The organism is Streptomyces nogalater (assembly GCF_039532885.1).
In the GTDB taxonomy this organism is placed as follows: domain Bacteria; phylum Actinomycetota; class Actinomycetes; order Streptomycetales; family Streptomycetaceae; genus Streptomyces; species Streptomyces nogalater.
Genome location: NZ_BAAASM010000001.1, coordinates 221727 through 238177, shown reverse-complemented (window position 1 = coordinate 238177; position 16451 = coordinate 221727). Strand labels below are relative to the sequence as shown.

14 protein-coding genes are annotated in these 16451 nt (G+C 71.4%); 13 read left to right on the top strand and 1 reads right to left on the bottom strand.

Translation table 11 applies throughout. The features are described 5' to 3' along the window. Positions 1–3: 3 nt before the first annotated feature. The 8 genes from murG to ABD350_RS01045 all read left to right on the top strand — a co-directional run bounded on the left by murG (position 4) and on the right by ABD350_RS01045 (position 7188). The gene (gene murG, locus ABD350_RS01080) at positions 4–1092 is read left to right on the top strand and encodes an undecaprenyldiphospho-muramoylpentapeptide beta-N-acetylglucosaminyltransferase (RefSeq protein ID WP_289965574.1); all 1089 of its coding nucleotides are present in this window, start codon (positions 4–6) and stop codon (positions 1090–1092) included. A 26-nt stretch (positions 1093–1118) separates the two neighbouring features. Then, the gene (locus tag ABD350_RS01075) at positions 1119–1910 is read left to right on the top strand and encodes a cell division protein FtsQ/DivIB (RefSeq protein ID WP_344345759.1); all 792 of its coding nucleotides are present in this window, start codon (positions 1119–1121) and stop codon (positions 1908–1910) included. A gap of 279 nt (positions 1911–2189) precedes the next feature. After that, positions 2190–3398 carry a cell division protein FtsZ gene (gene ftsZ, locus ABD350_RS01070; protein ID WP_344345463.1) on the top strand — a complete coding sequence of 403 codons (1209 nt, stop codon included), beginning with the start codon at positions 2190–2192 and terminating at the stop codon, positions 3396–3398. Then, complete coding sequence (gene pgeF, locus ABD350_RS01065) at positions 3395–4123, top strand: peptidoglycan editing factor PgeF (protein WP_344345461.1); 729 nt, start codon at positions 3395–3397, stop codon at positions 4121–4123. The genes ftsZ and pgeF overlap by 4 nt, the downstream gene beginning before the upstream one ends. 6 nt (positions 4124–4129) lie before the next feature. After that, entirely contained in the window at positions 4130–4849 is a 720-nt protein-coding gene (locus tag ABD350_RS01060; RefSeq protein WP_344345460.1) for a YggS family pyridoxal phosphate-dependent enzyme, read from the top strand. A gap of 128 nt (positions 4850–4977) precedes the next feature. Continuing rightward, positions 4978–5619 carry a cell division protein SepF gene (locus ABD350_RS01055; protein WP_344345459.1) on the top strand — a complete coding sequence of 214 codons (642 nt, stop codon included), beginning with the start codon at positions 4978–4980 and terminating at the stop codon, positions 5617–5619. A 59-nt stretch (positions 5620–5678) separates the two neighbouring features. Then, positions 5679–5969, top strand: coding sequence for a YggT family protein (locus tag ABD350_RS01050; protein WP_344345457.1), 291 nt, complete (start codon positions 5679–5681; stop codon positions 5967–5969). Between the two features lie 52 nt (positions 5970–6021). After that, a complete protein-coding gene (locus ABD350_RS01045) occupies positions 6022–7188 on the top strand; it encodes a DivIVA domain-containing protein (RefSeq protein ID WP_344345455.1) in 1167 nt (388 codons plus the stop codon). A gap of 475 nt (positions 7189–7663) precedes the next feature. On the opposite strand, the gene ileS is transcribed toward ABD350_RS01045, so the two are convergent. Continuing rightward, entirely contained in the window at positions 7664–10807 is a 3144-nt protein-coding gene (gene ileS, locus ABD350_RS01040; RefSeq protein WP_344345453.1) for an isoleucine--tRNA ligase, read from the bottom strand. A gap of 605 nt (positions 10808–11412) precedes the next feature. Between ileS and ABD350_RS01035 the strand changes: the two genes are divergently transcribed. The 5 genes from ABD350_RS01035 (at position 11413) to ABD350_RS01015 (ending at position 16449) form a co-directional block, all read left to right on the top strand. After that, a complete protein-coding gene (locus ABD350_RS01035) occupies positions 11413–12525 on the top strand; it encodes a TraR/DksA family transcriptional regulator (RefSeq protein WP_344345451.1) in 1113 nt (370 codons plus the stop codon). A gap of 59 nt (positions 12526–12584) precedes the next feature. Further along, a complete protein-coding gene (lspA, locus tag ABD350_RS01030) occupies positions 12585–13229 on the top strand; it encodes a signal peptidase II (RefSeq protein ID WP_344345450.1) in 645 nt (214 codons plus the stop codon). Between the two features lie 94 nt (positions 13230–13323). After that, positions 13324–14268: an RluA family pseudouridine synthase gene (locus ABD350_RS01025; protein ID WP_344345448.1), complete on the top strand. Its 945-nt coding sequence runs from the start codon at positions 13324–13326 to the stop codon at positions 14266–14268. Next, the gene (locus tag ABD350_RS01020) at positions 14259–14732 is read left to right on the top strand and encodes a GNAT family N-acetyltransferase (RefSeq protein ID WP_382467002.1); all 474 of its coding nucleotides are present in this window, start codon (positions 14259–14261) and stop codon (positions 14730–14732) included. The genes ABD350_RS01025 and ABD350_RS01020 overlap by 10 nt, the downstream gene beginning before the upstream one ends. A 130-nt stretch (positions 14733–14862) precedes the next feature. Next, positions 14863–16449, top strand: a complete 1587-nt coding sequence (locus ABD350_RS01015) for a Na+/H+ antiporter (RefSeq protein ID WP_344345444.1) — start codon at positions 14863–14865, stop codon at positions 16447–16449. Positions 16450–16451: the final 2 nt, after the last annotated feature.

Genomic DNA, 16451 nt, shown 5'->3' with positions numbered 1-16451 from the left:
TCGGTGCATGTCGTACTCGCCGGTGGGGGGACCGCCGGCCACATCGAGCCCGCGCTCGCCCTCGCGGACGCCCTGCGCAGGCAGGATCCGACCGTGGGAATCACGGCCCTGGGCACGGAGCGCGGCCTGGAGACCCGGCTCGTCCCGGAGCGCGGCTATGAGCTGGCGCTGATCCCCGCGGTGCCGCTGCCCCGCAAGCCCACCCCCGAGCTGATCACCGTCCCGGGCCGGCTGCGCGGCACGATCAAGGCCGCGGAGCAGATCCTGGAGCGCACCAAGGCGGACGTCGTGGTCGGCTTCGGCGGCTATGTCGCGCTGCCCGGCTACCTGGCCGCCAAGCGCCTCGGGGTGCCCATCGTCATCCACGAGGCCAACGCCCGTCCGGGCCTGGCCAACAAGATCGGCTCGCGCTACGCGGCCCGGGTCGCCGTCTCCACCCCGGACAGCAAGCTGCGTGACGCCCGCTACATCGGCATCCCGCTGCGCCGTTCCATCGCCACGCTGGACCGCGCCGCCGTCCGCCCCGAGGCCCGCCACCGCTTCGGCCTCGACCCGAACCTGCCCACGCTGCTCGTCTCCGGCGGCTCGCAGGGCGCCCGGCGGCTGAACGAGGTGACGCAGACGGTCGCCCCCTGGCTCCAGCAGGCCGGCATCCAGATCCTGCACGCGGTGGGTCCGAAGAACGAACTGCCGCAGGTGCAGCAGATGCCGGGGATGCCCCCCTACATCCCGGTAAGTTATCTGGACCGGATGGACCTCGCGTACGCCGCGGCCGACATGATGCTCTGCCGCGCGGGCGCGATGACCGTCGCCGAACTGTCCGCCGTGGGCCTGCCGGCCGCGTACGTCCCGCTGCCCATCGGCAACGGCGAGCAGCGCCTGAACGCCCAGCCGGTGGTCAAGGCCGGCGGCGGACTCCTCGTCGACGACGCGGAACTGACGCCCGAGTGGGTGCAGCAGAACGTGCTGCCCGTACTGGCCGACCCGCACCGGCTGTACGAGATGTCCCGCTCGGCAAGCGAGTTCGGCCGCCGGGACGCCGACGAGCTGCTCGTCGGCATGGTGTACGAGGCGATCGCCTCGCGCCGTTAGGACCGTATGACGAAAGGGCAGTGACGGTGGCCGGACCGACAACCGCCGAGCGCGGGAAACGCCAGCAGGGGTCGTCCGGTCCGCCGTCCGCCCGCGGCGCCGGACGGCGTCTTCGTACGATCGTCATCCTGGCCATCGCCGTCGTCCTCCTCGGCGCCGGTGGCGCCTGGGTGTTGTACGGCTCACAGTGGCTGCGGGTGCGGCACGTCTCGGTGTCGGGCACGCGCGTGCTGTCCTCATCGCAGGTCCGCGAGGCGGCCGACGTGCCCGTCGGGGCACCGATGGTGTCCGTCGACACCGATGCCATCGAGGCCCGACTTCGCCGGAAATTGCCCCGAATCGACACGGTGGACGTGGTTCGTTCCTGGCCCCGGGGAATCGACCTCGAAGTGAGCGAACGCACTCCGGTCCTGCTGATCCGAAAGGGCGGGAACTTCGTCGAAGTCGATGACGAAGGTGTCCGTTTCGCTACGGTTTCACAGGCGCCGAAAGGCGTTCCGAGCCTGGAATTGTCCGCCGCCCGGAAGGGGCCCGGAGCCGCGAGCCTGCGCCGCTTCGGCACCGGCCGGCTGGTGCGCGCGGCCGTCCGGGTCGCCGGCGACCTGCCCGCCCCCGTGGCGCACGCCGCCCGCACCGTCCGGGTGCGCTCCTACGACGCCATCTCGGTCGAGTTGGGCGACGGTCGCACGGTGGTGTGGGGCAGCGACGAGCAGGGCCGCGCCAAGGCGCGGGCCCTCACGGCTCTCATGAAAGCAGCTCCCGGCGCACGGCACTTCGACGTCACCGTTCCCACCGCCCCTGCGTCATCAGTGAGTTGACGCACATCAGCGCAGGCCAACCCCCTGGTTGGGCACGGCTACGGCTGATCACATAGGGTGAAAAGAAAAACGGGAGGTTCGGCGTGTTCGTTGAACGGGCGCCACTTGTCGACTTAGTGTCCTGTTCGGAAGACTCCAGGGAACAGACACACTGGTAACCCTAAACTTCAAGGTTAGGGTTCGGGTCGGCGCTACGGACCGTCCCATTCGGCATCCGTCGTCCCGGCGCGGGGCACCGCACGGCGGCGACAACGTAATTCGAGGCGAGAGGCCTTCGACGTGGCAGCACCGCAGAACTACCTCGCAGTCATCAAGGTCATCGGTGTCGGCGGCGGTGGTGTCAATGCCATCAACCGGATGATCGAGGTCGGTCTCAAGGGCGTCGAGTTCATCGCCATCAACACCGACGCACAGGCGCTGTTGATGAGCGACGCCGACGTCAAGCTCGACGTCGGCCGCGAACTCACCCGCGGACTCGGCGCCGGAGCCAACCCGGCCGTCGGCCGCAAGGCCGCCGAGGACCACCGCGAGGAGATCGAGGAGGTCCTCAAGGGGGCCGACATGGTCTTCGTGACGGCCGGTGAAGGCGGCGGCACCGGCACCGGCGGGGCCCCCGTCGTGGCCAACATCGCGCGCTCGCTCGGCGCCCTGACCATCGGCGTGGTCACGCGCCCGTTCACCTTCGAGGGACGGCGCCGCGCGAACCAGGCCGAGGACGGCATCGCCGAACTGCGCGAAGAGGTCGACACCCTCATCGTCATCCCGAACGACCGGCTGCTGTCCATCTCGGACCGCCAGGTCTCGGTCCTGGACGCCTTCAAGTCCGCGGACCAGGTCCTGCTCTCCGGCGTTCAGGGCATCACCGACCTCATCACCACCCCCGGCCTGATCAACCTGGACTTCGCCGACGTGAAGTCGGTCATGTCCGAGGCCGGTTCGGCCCTCATGGGCATCGGCTCCGCCCGCGGCGACGACCGCGCGGTGGCCGCCGCCGAGATGGCGATCTCCTCGCCCCTGCTGGAGGCGTCCATCGACGGCGCCCGGGGCGTGCTGCTCTCCATCTCCGGCGGCTCCGACCTCGGCCTGTTCGAGATCAACGAGGCCGCCCAGCTGGTGAGCGAGGCCGCCCACCCCGAGGCCAACATCATCTTCGGCGCGGTCATCGACGACGCCCTCGGCGACGAAGTGCGGGTCACCGTGATCGCGGCCGGCTTCGACGGCGGCCAGCCGCCGGCCCGCCGGGACAACGTCCTCGGCTCGACCTCGGGTTCGGCCCCCGCCCGCCGCGAGGAGCCCGCCCCGGCCCGGCCGAGCGAGCCCAGCCGCCCGTCCTTCGGCTCGCTGGGCAGCGTCAAGCCGAAGGAGGAGCCGGAGCCGGCGCCCGAGCCGGTGCCGGACATCCCGGTCGCCCCGCCGGTCCCCCCGGCGCCCCGGACCTACTCGGACAGCGCGGCCGAGGAACTGGACGTCCCGGACTTCCTCAAGTGATAGGACAGCGCGAGAGCGTGAGCGGCGCGCACTTCGCCTTCACCGACCGGTGGGGCGGGGTGAGCGCCGCTCCGTATGAGGAGCTGAACCTCGGCGGCGCGGTCGGCGACACGCCCGAGGCGGTGCGCGGTAACCGCGAACTGGCGGCGAAGTCGCTCGGCCTGGACCCGGACCTGGTGGTCTGGATGAACCAGGTGCACGGCGCCGAGGTCGCCGTGGTGGACGAGCCGTGGGGTGGCAGGCCGGTGCCGGAGGCCGACGCGGTCGTCACGGCACGGCGCGGACTGGCCCTGGCCGTCCTGACCGCCGACTGCGTGCCGGTGCTGCTGGCCGACCCCGTCGCCGGGGTCGCCGCCGCGGCCCACGCCGGCCGGCCCGGCATGGTCGAGGGCGTCGTCCCCGCCGCCGTACGGGCCATGGTCGGACTCGGCGCCGAGCCGGGCCGGATCGTCGCCCGCACCGGACCGGCCGTGTGCGGCCGGTGCTACGAGGTGCCGGAGGCGATGCGCGCCGAGGTGGCCGCCGTCGAGCCGGCGGCGCACGCCGAGACGAGTTGGGGCACGCCGGCGGTCGATGTGAGCGCCGGCGTGCACGCGCAGCTCGAACGGCTCGGGGTGTGCGACCGGGCGCGGACGTCGGTGTGCACGCTGGAGTCGCAGGATCACTTCTCGTACCGCCGCGACCGCACCACCGGGCGGCTCGCCGGCTATGTCTGGCTGGACTGATAGGGCATGACGGACCGTAAGACCGAACTCGCCGCGAATCTGGCGAAGGTGGAGGAGCGCATCACCGCCGCGTGCGCGGCGGCGGGGCGCGCGCGGGAGGAGGTGACCCTGATCGTGGTCACCAAGACCCACCCGGCGAGCGATGTGCGGATCCTGTCGGAACTCGGCGTACGCCATGTCGCCGAGAACCGCGACCAGGAGGCGGCCCCGAAGGCCGCCGCCTGTGCCGATCTGTCGCTGAAGTGGCACTTCGTCGGCCAGTTGCAGACCAACAAGGTGCGTTCCGTGGTCGCTTACGCCGATGTCGTACAGTCGGTCGACCGGTCCCGGCTCGTCACCGCGCTGTCGAAGGAGGCGGTGCGGGCGGGGCGCGAGGTGGGCTGCCTGCTCCAGGTCGCGCTCGACGCCGGGGCGAGCGGCCGGGGTGACCGCGGCGGCGTGGCCCCCGGCGGAATCGAAGAGTTGGCCGGTCTCGTCGCCGACGCGCCCGGGCTGCGGCTCGACGGACTGATGACCGTCGCCCCGCTCACCGGGGAGTACGCGGGACGCGAACAGGCGGCGTTCGAGCGGCTCATGGATTTGTCGACCGACCTGCGCCGGGCTCATCCGGCTGCAACCATGGTGTCGGCAGGGATGAGCGCGGACCTCGAACAGGCCGTGGCCGCCGGGGCGACACATGTGCGCATTGGCACCGCGGTACTCGGAGTCCGGCCCCGGCTCGGGTAACGTCGCCAAGAAGTCGGACCACAGCAGAAAATATGGTCAATGCCCGTGAAGTTGGGCACAACGACCACGTGGATCGCGGGCACTGGGCAGTCGTCAGCCGATCCACCACAGAGCGGAGGACTCAGAGCATGGCCGGCGCGATGCGCAAGATGGCGGTCTACCTCGGCCTCGTGGAGGACGATGGGTACGACGGCCGTGGATTCGACCCCGACGACGACTTCGAGCCGGAGCTGGACCCGGAGACCGAGCGGGACCACCGGCGGCACGAACCGTCACATCAGCCGCATGGTACGCATTCGCCCCAAAGGGACGAAGAGGTGCGGATCGTGCAGCCGCCCGCGCCCCGCGAACCGGTTGCCCGTTCGACTTCGCTCGCCGCGGAATCCGGACGTCCGGCGCGCATCGCGCCCGTGGCATCCATCACACAAGAACGTCAGTCCCTGGAGAAGAACGCGCCGGTGATCATGCCCAAGGTTGTGTCGGAACGAGAGCCTTACCGAATCACCACGCTTCACCCGCGGACCTACAACGAGGCCCGTACCATCGGGGAACACTTCCGTGAGGGCACCCCGGTGATCATGAATCTGACTGAGATGGATGACACAGACGCGAAGCGACTTGTCGACTTCGCGGCCGGTTTGGTGTTTGGTCTTCACGGCAGCATCGAACGGGTGACGCAGAAGGTGTTCCTGTTGTCTCCTGCTAACGTCGATGTCACGGCGGAGGACAAGGCCCGCATCGCAGAGGGCGGGTTCTTCAACCAGAGCTGAGACGCAACGCAGGACCGAAGCACGGAAAAGCATGGACAGGGGAGAGGGAACCGCAGGCCATGAGCGTGTTCGCGCAGGTGATCTACATCGCGCTGATGGTGTTCCTTGTCATCCTCATCTTCCGGCTGGTCATGGACTACGTCTTCCAGTTCGCCCGCTCGTGGCAACCCGGCAAGGCGATGGTGGTCGTTCTGGAGGCCACCTACACTGTCACCGATCCACCGCTGAAGCTTCTGCGGCGGTTCATCCCGCCGCTGCGTCTCGGGGGCGTGGCGCTCGACCTGTCCTTCTTCGTACTGATGATCATCGTCTACATTCTCATCTCCATCGCGCAGAGCTTCGTGAGATGAGGGTGGACGATCCGGTCTTGCCGACTGCCGATGACTACGTTGAGGTGAAGAGATGCCGTTGACCCCCGAGGACGTGCGGAACAAGCAGTTCACGACCGTCCGCCTCCGAGAAGGCTATGACGAGGACGAGGTCGATGCCTTCCTCGACGAGGTCGAAGCCGAACTGACCCGTCTGCTCCGCGAGAACGAGGACCTGCGCGCCAAGCTGGCCGCCGCGACGCGAGCCGCCGCGCAGAACCAGCAGAACGCGCGCAAGCCTCCGGAGCAGGACCAGCAGCAGCAACACCAGCAGCAGCAACACCCGCAGCAGCAACACCCCCAGCAGCAGGGCATGCGAGGTCCCGGCCAGCCGGTGCCCGCCGGGATATCGGGCCCGCCGCAGCAGCAGATGGGCGGCCCCATGGGTGGTCCGCCCCAGCTGCCGAGCGGTGCCCCGCAGCTGCCCGCCGGCCCCGGCGGTCAGGGCGGCCCGCAGGGTCCCGGCCCGATGGGCCAGGGTCCGATGGGTCAGGGCCCGATGGGCGGTCAGCCGCCCATGCAGCAGCAGATGGGCGGCCCGATGGGCGGTCCCATGGGTGGCCCCATGGGCGGTCCGATGGGCGGCCCCGGTCAGGGCCCCGGCGGCGACAGCGCCGCCCGTGTCCTCTCGCTGGCCCAGCAGACCGCCGACCAGGCGATCGCCGAGGCCCGCTCCGAGGCCAACAAGATCGTCGGCGAGGCCCGCAGCCGCGCCGAGGGTCTGGAGCGTGACGCCCGCGCCAAGGCCGACGCCCTGGAGCGGGACGCGCAGGAGAAGCACCGCGTCGCCATGGGCTCCCTGGAGTCCGCGCGCGCCACGCTGGAGCGCAAGGTCGAGGACCTGCGCGGCTTCGAGCGCGAGTACCGCACGCGGCTGAAGTCGTACCTGGAGTCGCAGCTGCGTCAGCTGGAGACCCAGGCCGACGACTCGCTGGCCCCGCCGCGCACCCCGGCCACCGCTTCGCTGCCGCCGTCCCCGGCGCCCTCCATGGCTCCGGCCGGCGCGGGTGCCCCGTCCTACGGCGGCAACCAGTCGATGGGCGGTTCGCAGGCCCCGTCCGGTCCGTCCTACGGCGGCCAGCAGCAGATGACCCCGGCCATGACGCAGCCCATGGCCCCGGTCCGTCCGCAGGGCCCGTCCCCGATGGGCCAGGCTCCCTCGCCGATGCGCGGGTTCCTGATCGACGAGGACGACAACTGAGCACCGGACACGGTGCGTAAGACGCCTTACGCGTCGGCAGCATTCAGGGCGCGGCCCCGGGTTACGATCCGGGGCCGCGCCCTTTTTACGCGGGTTGTGATCCGGAGCGTCCCCTGAGGCCGGTCGTGATGCGGCGCGCTCTTCGCGCGGCTGCGATTCCGTGCGCCGGGCGCGAGGAGGCCTTTCGGAAGCGCGGTGTCGCTGGGGTGCGCGGGCGTGCGGCAGCCGGCGACCGGCTCGCGGCGCACGCGTCGAAGGGGCCGCGCTTCCCAAGCCGTCGGGCCGTAATGATCATGCCCGGGTGGCCTGGCCCGTGCGCCGGGTGCGTGGCGCAGACGGTCGTCGCGCCTCGATGGCATCCAGGAGGACGCCGGTTCGAATCCGGCCCGCCCCGGCGCACCCGGTCGCTCTCGACGAGACGCCGAAAGGCCCGGCCCCCCGCGGTGGGGAGCCGGGCCTTTCGGCTGTCCGGCACCTACGCCTTGCGCAGGCGGAACGTCAGCGACAGACCCTCGTCGGTGAACGGCTCGCCGTAGCCGCCGTCGGCCTCGCCCTGGGCGAAGTCGGTCGCGAGGACCTCGTCGGCGATCAGCCCGGCGTGCTCGGCGAGGGCCGCGACGACCGCCGGGTCCGTGGAGGTCCAGCGCAGCGCGATCCGGTCGGCGACGTCCAGACCGCTGTTCTTGCGGGCCTCCTGGATCAGCCGGATCGCGTCCCGGGCCAGGCCCGCCTGCCGCAGCTCCTCGGTGATCTCCAGGTCCAGTGCCACCGTGGCACCGGAGTCGGACGCCACCGACCAGCCCTCGCGCGGGGTCTCCGTGACGATCACCTCGTCCGGGGCGAGGGTGATGGTCTCACCGTCGACCTCCACCAACGCCGTGCCCTGCCGCAGCGCGAGGGACAGCGCGGCGGCGTCGGCGCCCGCGATGGCCTTCGCCACGTCCTGCACCCGCTTGCCGAACCGCTTGCCCAGGGCCCGGAAGTTGGCCTTGGCGGTGGTGTCGACCAGGCTGCCGCCGACCTCGGACAGGGAGGCCAGGGAGGAGACGTTCAGTTCCTCGGTGATCTGCGTGTGCAGCTCCGGGTCCAGGGAGTCGAACCCGGCGGCAGCGATCAGCGCGCGGGACAGCGGCTGACGGGTCTTGACGCCCGACTCCGCGCGGGTGGCGCGGCCCAGCTCCACCAGCCGGCGGACCAGCACCATCTGCCTGGACAGCTCCGGGTCGATCGCCGACAGGTCGGCTTCCGGCCAGGCGGCCAGGTGCACGGACTCCGGCGCGCCCGGGGTGACCGGGACGACCAGGTCCTGCCACACCCGCTCGGTGATGAACGGGGTGATCGGCGCCATCAGCTTGGTGACCGTCTCCAGCACCTCGTGCAGCGTGCGCAGCGCGGCCTTGTCGCCCTGCCAGAAGCGGCGGCGGGAGCGGCGGACGTACCAGTTGGACAGGTCGTCGACGAACGCGGACAGCAGCTTGCCGGCGCGCTGGGTGTCGTAGCCCTCCAGCGCCTGGGTCACCTGGTCGGTCAGCGCGTGCAGTTCGGACAGCAGCCAGCGGTCCAGCACCGGGCGCTCGGCCGGCGCCGGGTCCGCCGCGGACGGCGCCCAGTGTGACGTACGGGCGTACAGCGCCTGGAAGGCGACCGTGTTCCAGTAGGTCAGCAGGGTCTTGCGGACGACCTCCTGGATGGTGCCGTGGCCGACCCGGCGCGCGGCCCACGGGGAGCCGCCGGCCGCCATGAACCAGCGCACCGCGTCCGCGCCGTGCTGGTCCATCAGCGGGATCGGCTGGAGGATGTTGCCCAGGTGCTTGGACATCTTGCGGCCGTCCTCGGCCAGGATGTGACCGAGGCAGACGACGTTCTCGTACGACGACTTGTCGAAGACGAGCGTGCCGACGGCCATCAGCGTGTAGAACCAGCCGCGGGTCTGGTCGATGGCCTCGGAGATGAACTGGGCCGGGTACCGGCTCTCGAACAGCTCCTTGTTCTTGTACGGGTAGCCCCACTGCGCGAACGGCATCGAACCCGAGTCGTACCAGGCGTCGATCACCTCGGACACGCGCACCGCTTCGAGGGAGCAGCCCTCGTGCGGGCAGGCGAAGGTGACCTCGTCGATGTACGGGCGGTGCGGGTCGAGGCCGGACTGGTCGGTGCCGGTCAGCTCGGTCAGCTCGGCGCGGGAGCCGACGCAGGTGAGGTGGTCGTCGGCGCAGCGCCAGATCGGCAGCGGGGTGCCCCAGTAGCGGTTGCGGGACAGCGCCCAGTCGATGTTGTTGTCCAGCCAGTCGCCGTAGCGGCCGTGCTTGACCGTCTCCGGGAACCAGTTGGTCTTCTCGTTCTCCTGGATGAGCCGGTTTTTGACGGCCGTCGTGCGGATGTACCAGGAGGGCTGCGCGTAGTAGAGCAGCGCGGTGTGACAGCGCCAGCAGTGCGGGTAGCTGTGTTCGTACGGCAGGTGCTTGAACAGGAGGCCGCGCTGCGACAGGTCCTCGGTGAGCTTTTCGTCCGCCTTCTTGAAGAAGACGCCGCCGACCAGGGGGACGTCCTCGGCGAAGGTGCCGTCCGGGCGGACCGGGTTGACCACGGGCAGGCCGTAGGAGCGGCAGACCTTGAGGTCGTCCTCGCCGAAGGCCGGGGACTGGTGGACCAGACCCGTGCCGTCCTCGGTGGTGACGTAGTCGGCGTTCACCACGAAGTGCGCCGGCTCCGGGAACTCCACCAGTTCGAACGGACGCTGGTACGTCCAGCGCTCCATCTCGGCGCCGGTGAAGGTCTGGCCCGTGCTCTCCCAGCCCTCGCCGAGCGCCTTGGCGAGCAGCGGCTCGGCGACGACGAGCTTCTCCTCGCCGTCGGTCGCGACGACGTAGGTGACCTCCGGGTGCGCGGCGACCGCCGTGTTGGACACCAGCGTCCAGGGGGTCGTCGTCCACACCAGGAGCGCGGCCTGGCCGGCCAGCGGGCCGGAGGTGAGCGGGAAGCGGACGTACACGGACGGGTCGACGACCGTCTCGTAGCCCTGCGCCAGCTCGTGGTCGGACAGGCCGGTGCCGCAGCGCGGGCACCAGGGGGCGACGCGGTGGTCCTGGACCAGCAGGCCCTTGCCGAAGATCTCCTTCAGCGACCACCACACGGACTCCACGTACTCGGGGTCCATCGTGCGGTAGGCGTCGTCCAGGTCGACCCAGTAGCCCATCCGGGTGGTCAGCTCGGCGAACGCGTCGGTGTGCCGGGTCACGGACTCGCGGCACTTGGCGTTGAACTCGGCGATGCCGTACGCCTCGATGTCCTGCTTGCCGGAGAAGCCCAGCTCCTTCTCGACGGCCAGCTCCACGGGCAGGCCGTGGCAGTCCCAGCCGGCCTTGCGGGCCACGTGGTAGCCGCGCATGGTGCGGAAGCGGGGGAAGACGTCCTTGAAGACGCGCGCCTCGATGTGATGGGCGCCGGGCATGCCGTTGGCGGTGGGCGGGCCCTCGTAGAACACCCACTCCGGGCGGCCCTCGGACCGCTCCAGGCTTTTGGCGAAGATCTTCTGCTCGCGCCAGAAGTCGAGCACGGCGTGCTCAAGAGCGGGCAGGTCGACCTGTGCGGGCACCTGGCGGTACGTCGGCGCTGTCATCTGCGAGCATCCTCCAACGGACTTGCTGCCTTCCGTCGGAGGGACGAGAGCCTTCGATCCTGTGGACGCCGTGTGCGGCGCGCTCCCGCGGTACCACCCTCCTTGGCCCCCCGGGTGCGCCCTACGCACCGGTGAGCCCCCTCATTGGGCTCGCGAAGCCGGTTCTACTCGCCGTGGCCCTGCGGCTGCGGCTTTCTTCCGGCGGCTCCGGGGTGATCTTCACGTCGCGCTCGCCCCCGGGCTCACACCGTCCCCGGGTCGCTCTGGGCTGCGTACGCCGCTACTCGTCCCCATCCACGCTTCTCGCTCCGCCCAGTGTACGGCGCCGCGCGGACAGCGGTGGACCGGTTTTCGCGGGGCGGGGGCGGACGGCCGGCAACCGGGCCGGGTGACCCGAATGGCGAGGGGGTGCCGGCGCCGGTCCGGGCCGGCCGGGGTGGGCGGATTACCCGGCGGGGAGCTGGGCACAACGGATGCAGGCCCGTGGCGTGGGGGGTGCGGGCGGGCGAATCGGGCGGTGTGCCCCGTTGCCGCGGGACTCAAGTCGATTTATCGTCCCAGCACGATTCGCGAGCAAGATCACAATATGTGAAGGGGCCGCGGCCATGGTGGCGAAGAAGACCGCCGTAGAGCAGCCGGCGACCGGGAAGACCGGCGCGCGGCCTGCCGCCGAGAAGGCGGCCCCGGACAGGACGGCCGCGAAGAAGCCGGCGGACGGGACGAGGACGGCCGCCGCCGGGAGGACGGGGGCTGTCAGGAAGACGGCCGTCACCAAGAAGACGGCGGCCTCCAAGGAGGCGGCGGCCGGCAAGGACGCGGCGGTCGTCGGGAAGAAAGCGGTTGGCAAGAAGGCGGCGGCTGGGAAGAAGGCGGTGGGGAAGAAGACGGCGGGTGCCGGCGCGGTCGCGGAGAGGTCCGCCGCGAGGACGGTGCCCGCCGAGCAGGTGTCCGCCGCGAAGGCGGCCGCCGAGGAGGAGTCCGCCGGGAAGGCGGCTACGGAGAAGGCGGCTACGGAGAAGGGGGCCACGAAGACGGGGGTTACGAAGACGGGGGCTGCGAAGACGGGGGCTGCGAAGAAGGCGGTCGTCGGGGCGACGGCCGCAGGGAAGAGCGTCGCCGAGAAGACCGCCGCCCCCGGGAAGGCCGACGCCGCGAAGGCCGCGGCGCGGGAGGCGGCGGGCGAGAGCACGGCCAAGAAAGCGGGCGCGGCGCGGGCCGCCAAGCAGACGGGAGCCACGACGGTGGTTGCGAAGAAGACTCCTGGCACGGCCACGGCGGAACAGACCGCCGTCCCCAAGGCGCGGGCGGGCGCGGCGGAGCCCGGTGAACTGGCGGTACGGCCCGGGGAGGATCCCTGGACCCCGCAGGAGGCCGGCGAGGCGCGCGCGGAGCTGCAGTCCGAGCTGGAGCGGCTGCGGGCGGAGATCAGCTCCTCCGAGGCCTCCCTGGCCGGCCTGATGCGGGACTCCGGGGACGGTGCCGGCGACGACCAGGCCGACACCGGCACCAAGAACATCACGCGCGAGCACGAACTGGCGCTGGCCGCCAACGCGCGCGAGATGCTCACCCAGACCGAGCGCGCCCTGGAGCGGCTCGACGCGGGTACCTACGGTCTGTGCGAGAACTGCGGCAATCCCATCGGCAAGGCCCGGATGCAGGCGTTCCCGAGGGCGACGCTGTGCGTGGAGTGCAAGCAGAAGCAGGAACGCCGCTCCTGAGGGTGCCCCGCCGTGCCGTAGTCTCGTGCCCAGTCAGGTACCTAGGCTGAGGGACTCACGTGGCAGAGGCGGAGCGCATCATCGGTACGCCGGACACCCCGGGCGACGATCACCAGCAGACGGCTGCGGCCGGCGCGGCCGCCGGCGCCGGGAACGCAGGTGCGTCCGGGGAGGCCGGCGCGGACGGCGCGACCGGGCGGCCGGCGCGCAAGCCCGGCCGCGGGCGCCGGATCGCCGTGCTGTTCTCGGTGGCGGCCTTCGCGTACGCCCTCGACCTGATCAGCAAGCTGCTCGTCGTCTCGCGGCTGGAGGGCCGCGCGCCGATCCGGGTCGTCGGGGACCTGCTGGAACTGCATGTCATCCGCAACCCCGGCGCCGCCTTCAGCTTCGGCGCGGCCTTCACGGTGATCTTCTCGCTGATCGCCGCGATCGTGATCGTGGTGATCATCCGGCTGGCCCGCAAGCTGTACAGCTTCCCGTGGGCGGTCGCGCTCGGCCTGCTGCTCGGCGGCGCGCTCGGCAACCTCACCGACCGGATCTTCCGGTCGCCGGGCGTCTTCGAGGGCGCGGTGGTGGACTTCATCGCGCCCAAGGGATTCGCGGTGTTCAACCTCGCCGACTCGGCGATCGTGTGCGGCGGCATCCTGATCGTGGTGCTGTCCTTCTGCGGCCTGGACCCGGACGGAACGGTCCACAAGGACTGAGCACCGGGGCCGGGGGCTCGGCCGGGGCCTGTCCACAGGCACGTTGTCCACAGGCTCGTTCGGTGGCTCGCGGCCCGTCCGGCATACTCGACGGGTGAGCACGATTCCCGAGATCCGTACCCTGCCCGTGCCCGACGGCCTGGAGGGCGAGCGCGTCGACGCCGCCATCTCCCGCATGTTCGGCTTCTCCCGCACGAAGGCGGCGGAGCTGGCCGCGGCCGGCAAGGTCCAGGTCGACGGCGCGGTGGTCGGCAAGTCCGAGCGGGTGCGCGGCGGCGCCTGGCTGGAGGTCGAGATGCCGCAGGCGCCCGCGCCGATCCAGGTGGTCGCCGAGCCGGTCGAGGGCATGGAGATCGTGCACGACGACGATGACGTGGTGGTGATCGTCAAGCCGGTCGGCGTGGCCGCGCACCCGTCGCCGGGCTGGTCCGGCCCGACCGTGATCGGCGGTCTCGCCGCCGCCGGGTACCGGATCTCCACCTCCGGCGCGGCCGAGCGCCAGGGCATCGTGCACCGCCTGGACGTGGGCACCTCGGGCCTGATGGTGGTCGCCAAGTCCGAGTACGCGTACACCTCGCTCAAGCGCCAGTTCAAGGAGCGCACGGTCGACAAGCGCTACCACACGCTGGTCCAGGGCCACCCGGACCCGACGAGCGGCACCATCGACGCCCCCATCGGCCGCCACCCGAACCACGACTACAAGTGGGCGGTCACGGCCGACGGCAAGCCGTCGGTGACCCACTACGACCTCATCGAGGCCTTCCGCGCCGCCTCCCTGCTGGACGTGAAGCTGGAGACGGGCCGCACCCACCAGATCCGCGTCCACATGGCCGCCCACCGCCACCCGTGCGTCGGCGACCTCACCTACGGCGCCGACCCGACCCTCGCCAAGCGGCTGCGCCTGACCCGCCAGTGGCTGCACGCCGTCCGCCTCGGCTTCGAGCACCCCGGCGACGGCCGCTGGGTCGAGTTCGTAAGCGACTACCCCGAAGACCTCCGCGAGGCCCTCGACCAGGTCCGGGAGGAGACATGGGCGTGAGCCCGCGCTGCACCGTCCGCGTCGCCGAGGACCCCGCCGACCGCGAGGCCTGCTTCGCGGTCCGCAAGGAGGTCTTCGTGGCCGAACAGGGCGTGTCGGAGGACATCGAGTACGACGCCCATGACGCCGTGGCCGTGCATGTGCTGGCGGTCGCCGAGGACGGCCGGCCGCTGGGCACCGGGCGGCTGCTGTACGGCGCGGCGGCGGCGGACAGGACCGGCGGGGACGCCTCGGTCGGCGCGCTGGGCCGGCTCGCCGTCCTGCGGGAGGCGCGCGGGCTCGGCGTCGGCGCGGCCCTGGTGCGCGCCATAGAGGAGGCGGCCCGCGCGCGCGGCCTCGCGGCGGTGGACCTGCACGCGCAGACCCATGCCCTGGGCTTCTACGAACGCCTGGGCTACACGGCGTACGGCCCCGAGTTCCCGGACGCCGGCATACCCCACCGGGCGATGCGCCGGGCTCTCTAGAAGTCGGGGGCCTCGGACCGGCCGGGTGCCGGGAGGACGTCGGCCCGGCGGGTACGTCGTGCGGAATCCGCAGGTGACGATGGCAGACTGGATTCCGGCCGTGTGATCGTCGACCCCCGGAGCGCCGTCCGTGGACCAGCTGGCTCTGTTGTTCGTACTGCTGCTCGGGGCCCTGGTGAGCGTCCCCGTGGGGGACCGGCTGGGGGTGCCGGCGCCCGTGCTGATGACCCTGTTCGGCGGGGTCCTGGCAGTGGTGGATGTCGTACCCAATATCGACATCCCGCCCGAGCTGATCCTGCCGGCGCTGCTGCCGCCGCTGCTGTACGCCGCCGTCCGCCGCACCTCCTGGCGGCAGTTCGCGGCCAACGTCCGCCCGATCTTCCTGCTGGCCGTCGCCCTGGTGTTCGTCACGATGGTGTCCGTGGCGTTCGTCGCCCACCAGATCGTGCCCGGACTGCCGTTCGCCGCCGCCGTCGCGCTCGGCGCCCTGATCGCCCCGCCCGACCCGGTCGCCGCGACCAGCGTCGCCGGACAGCTGGGGCTGCCGCGCCGGCTGGTGTCGATCCTGGAGGGCGAGGGGCTGTTCAACGACGTCACGGCCATCGTCCTGTACCACGTGGCGATCGCCGCCGCCGTCAGCGGCACGTTCTCGGCCTGGCAGGCCGGGCTGGACCTGGTGCTGTCCGCCGTCGTCGCGGTGGCCGTGGGGCTGGCGCTGGGCTGGGGCGCGAACAAGCTGATGGACCTGCTGGGCGATCCGACGCTCCAGATCGGCATGACCCTGCTGGTGCCCTACGCCTCCTACGTGCTCGCGGAGAGGCTGCACGGCTCCGGGGTGCTCGCCGTGCTCACCACCGCCCTCTTCCTCGCCGAGTACGCCACCGACGCCGACGACGTGCTGACCCGGCTCGCCGGGCACACCTTCTGGGACATCACCGACACCCTCGTCACCGGGGTCGCCTTCGGCCTCATCGGGCTGGAGCTGCACAACGCCATCCACACCGCCCAGGGCCGGTGGGGCGAGATGCTCGGCTGGGCGGCGGCCGTCGTGGGCGTGGTGGTCGTCGTACGGCTGCTGTGGCTGCTGCCGGCGACCTGGCTGACCAAACGGCTGCACGCCCGCCGGGACTACGACGAGGAGATCCCGGTCAGCTGGCGGGAGACCGTCGTGATGTGGTGGTCCGGGATGCGCGGGGTGGCCTCGGTGGCACTGGCGCTGGCCGTGCCGCTGCGGACCGACGACGGCTCGCCTTTCCCCGACCGGGACGAGATCATCTTCATCGCGTTCGGAGTGATCGTCGCCACGCTGGTCGTGCAGGGGCTGACGCTGCCCTGGCTGGTGCGGCGGCTCGGGGTGCGGGCCGACGCCGCGCGGGAGAAGGAGTTCGAGAAGGAACTGGCGGTGCGGGCCGCGAAGGCCGCCAAACGCCGGCTGCGCGAGATCGAGCAGGTCGAGGAGCTGCCCGAGGAACTGTCCGAGCAGATGCTGCGGCGCGCCTTCGAGATCGGCATCCGGATCAGCCCGGACATGGGGGAGGAGGAGCGGCGCGAGGCCCAGGTCCAGCGGGTCAGGCGGATCAAACGGGTGCGGCGCATCCAGAACGAGATGCTCAGCGCCGCGCGGCACGAGGTGCTGGCCGCGCGGAGCGAGCCCGGCGCGGACCCGGAGATCGTGGACCGGGTGCTGCGCCATCTCGACGTGCGCAGCCTGCGGTGACG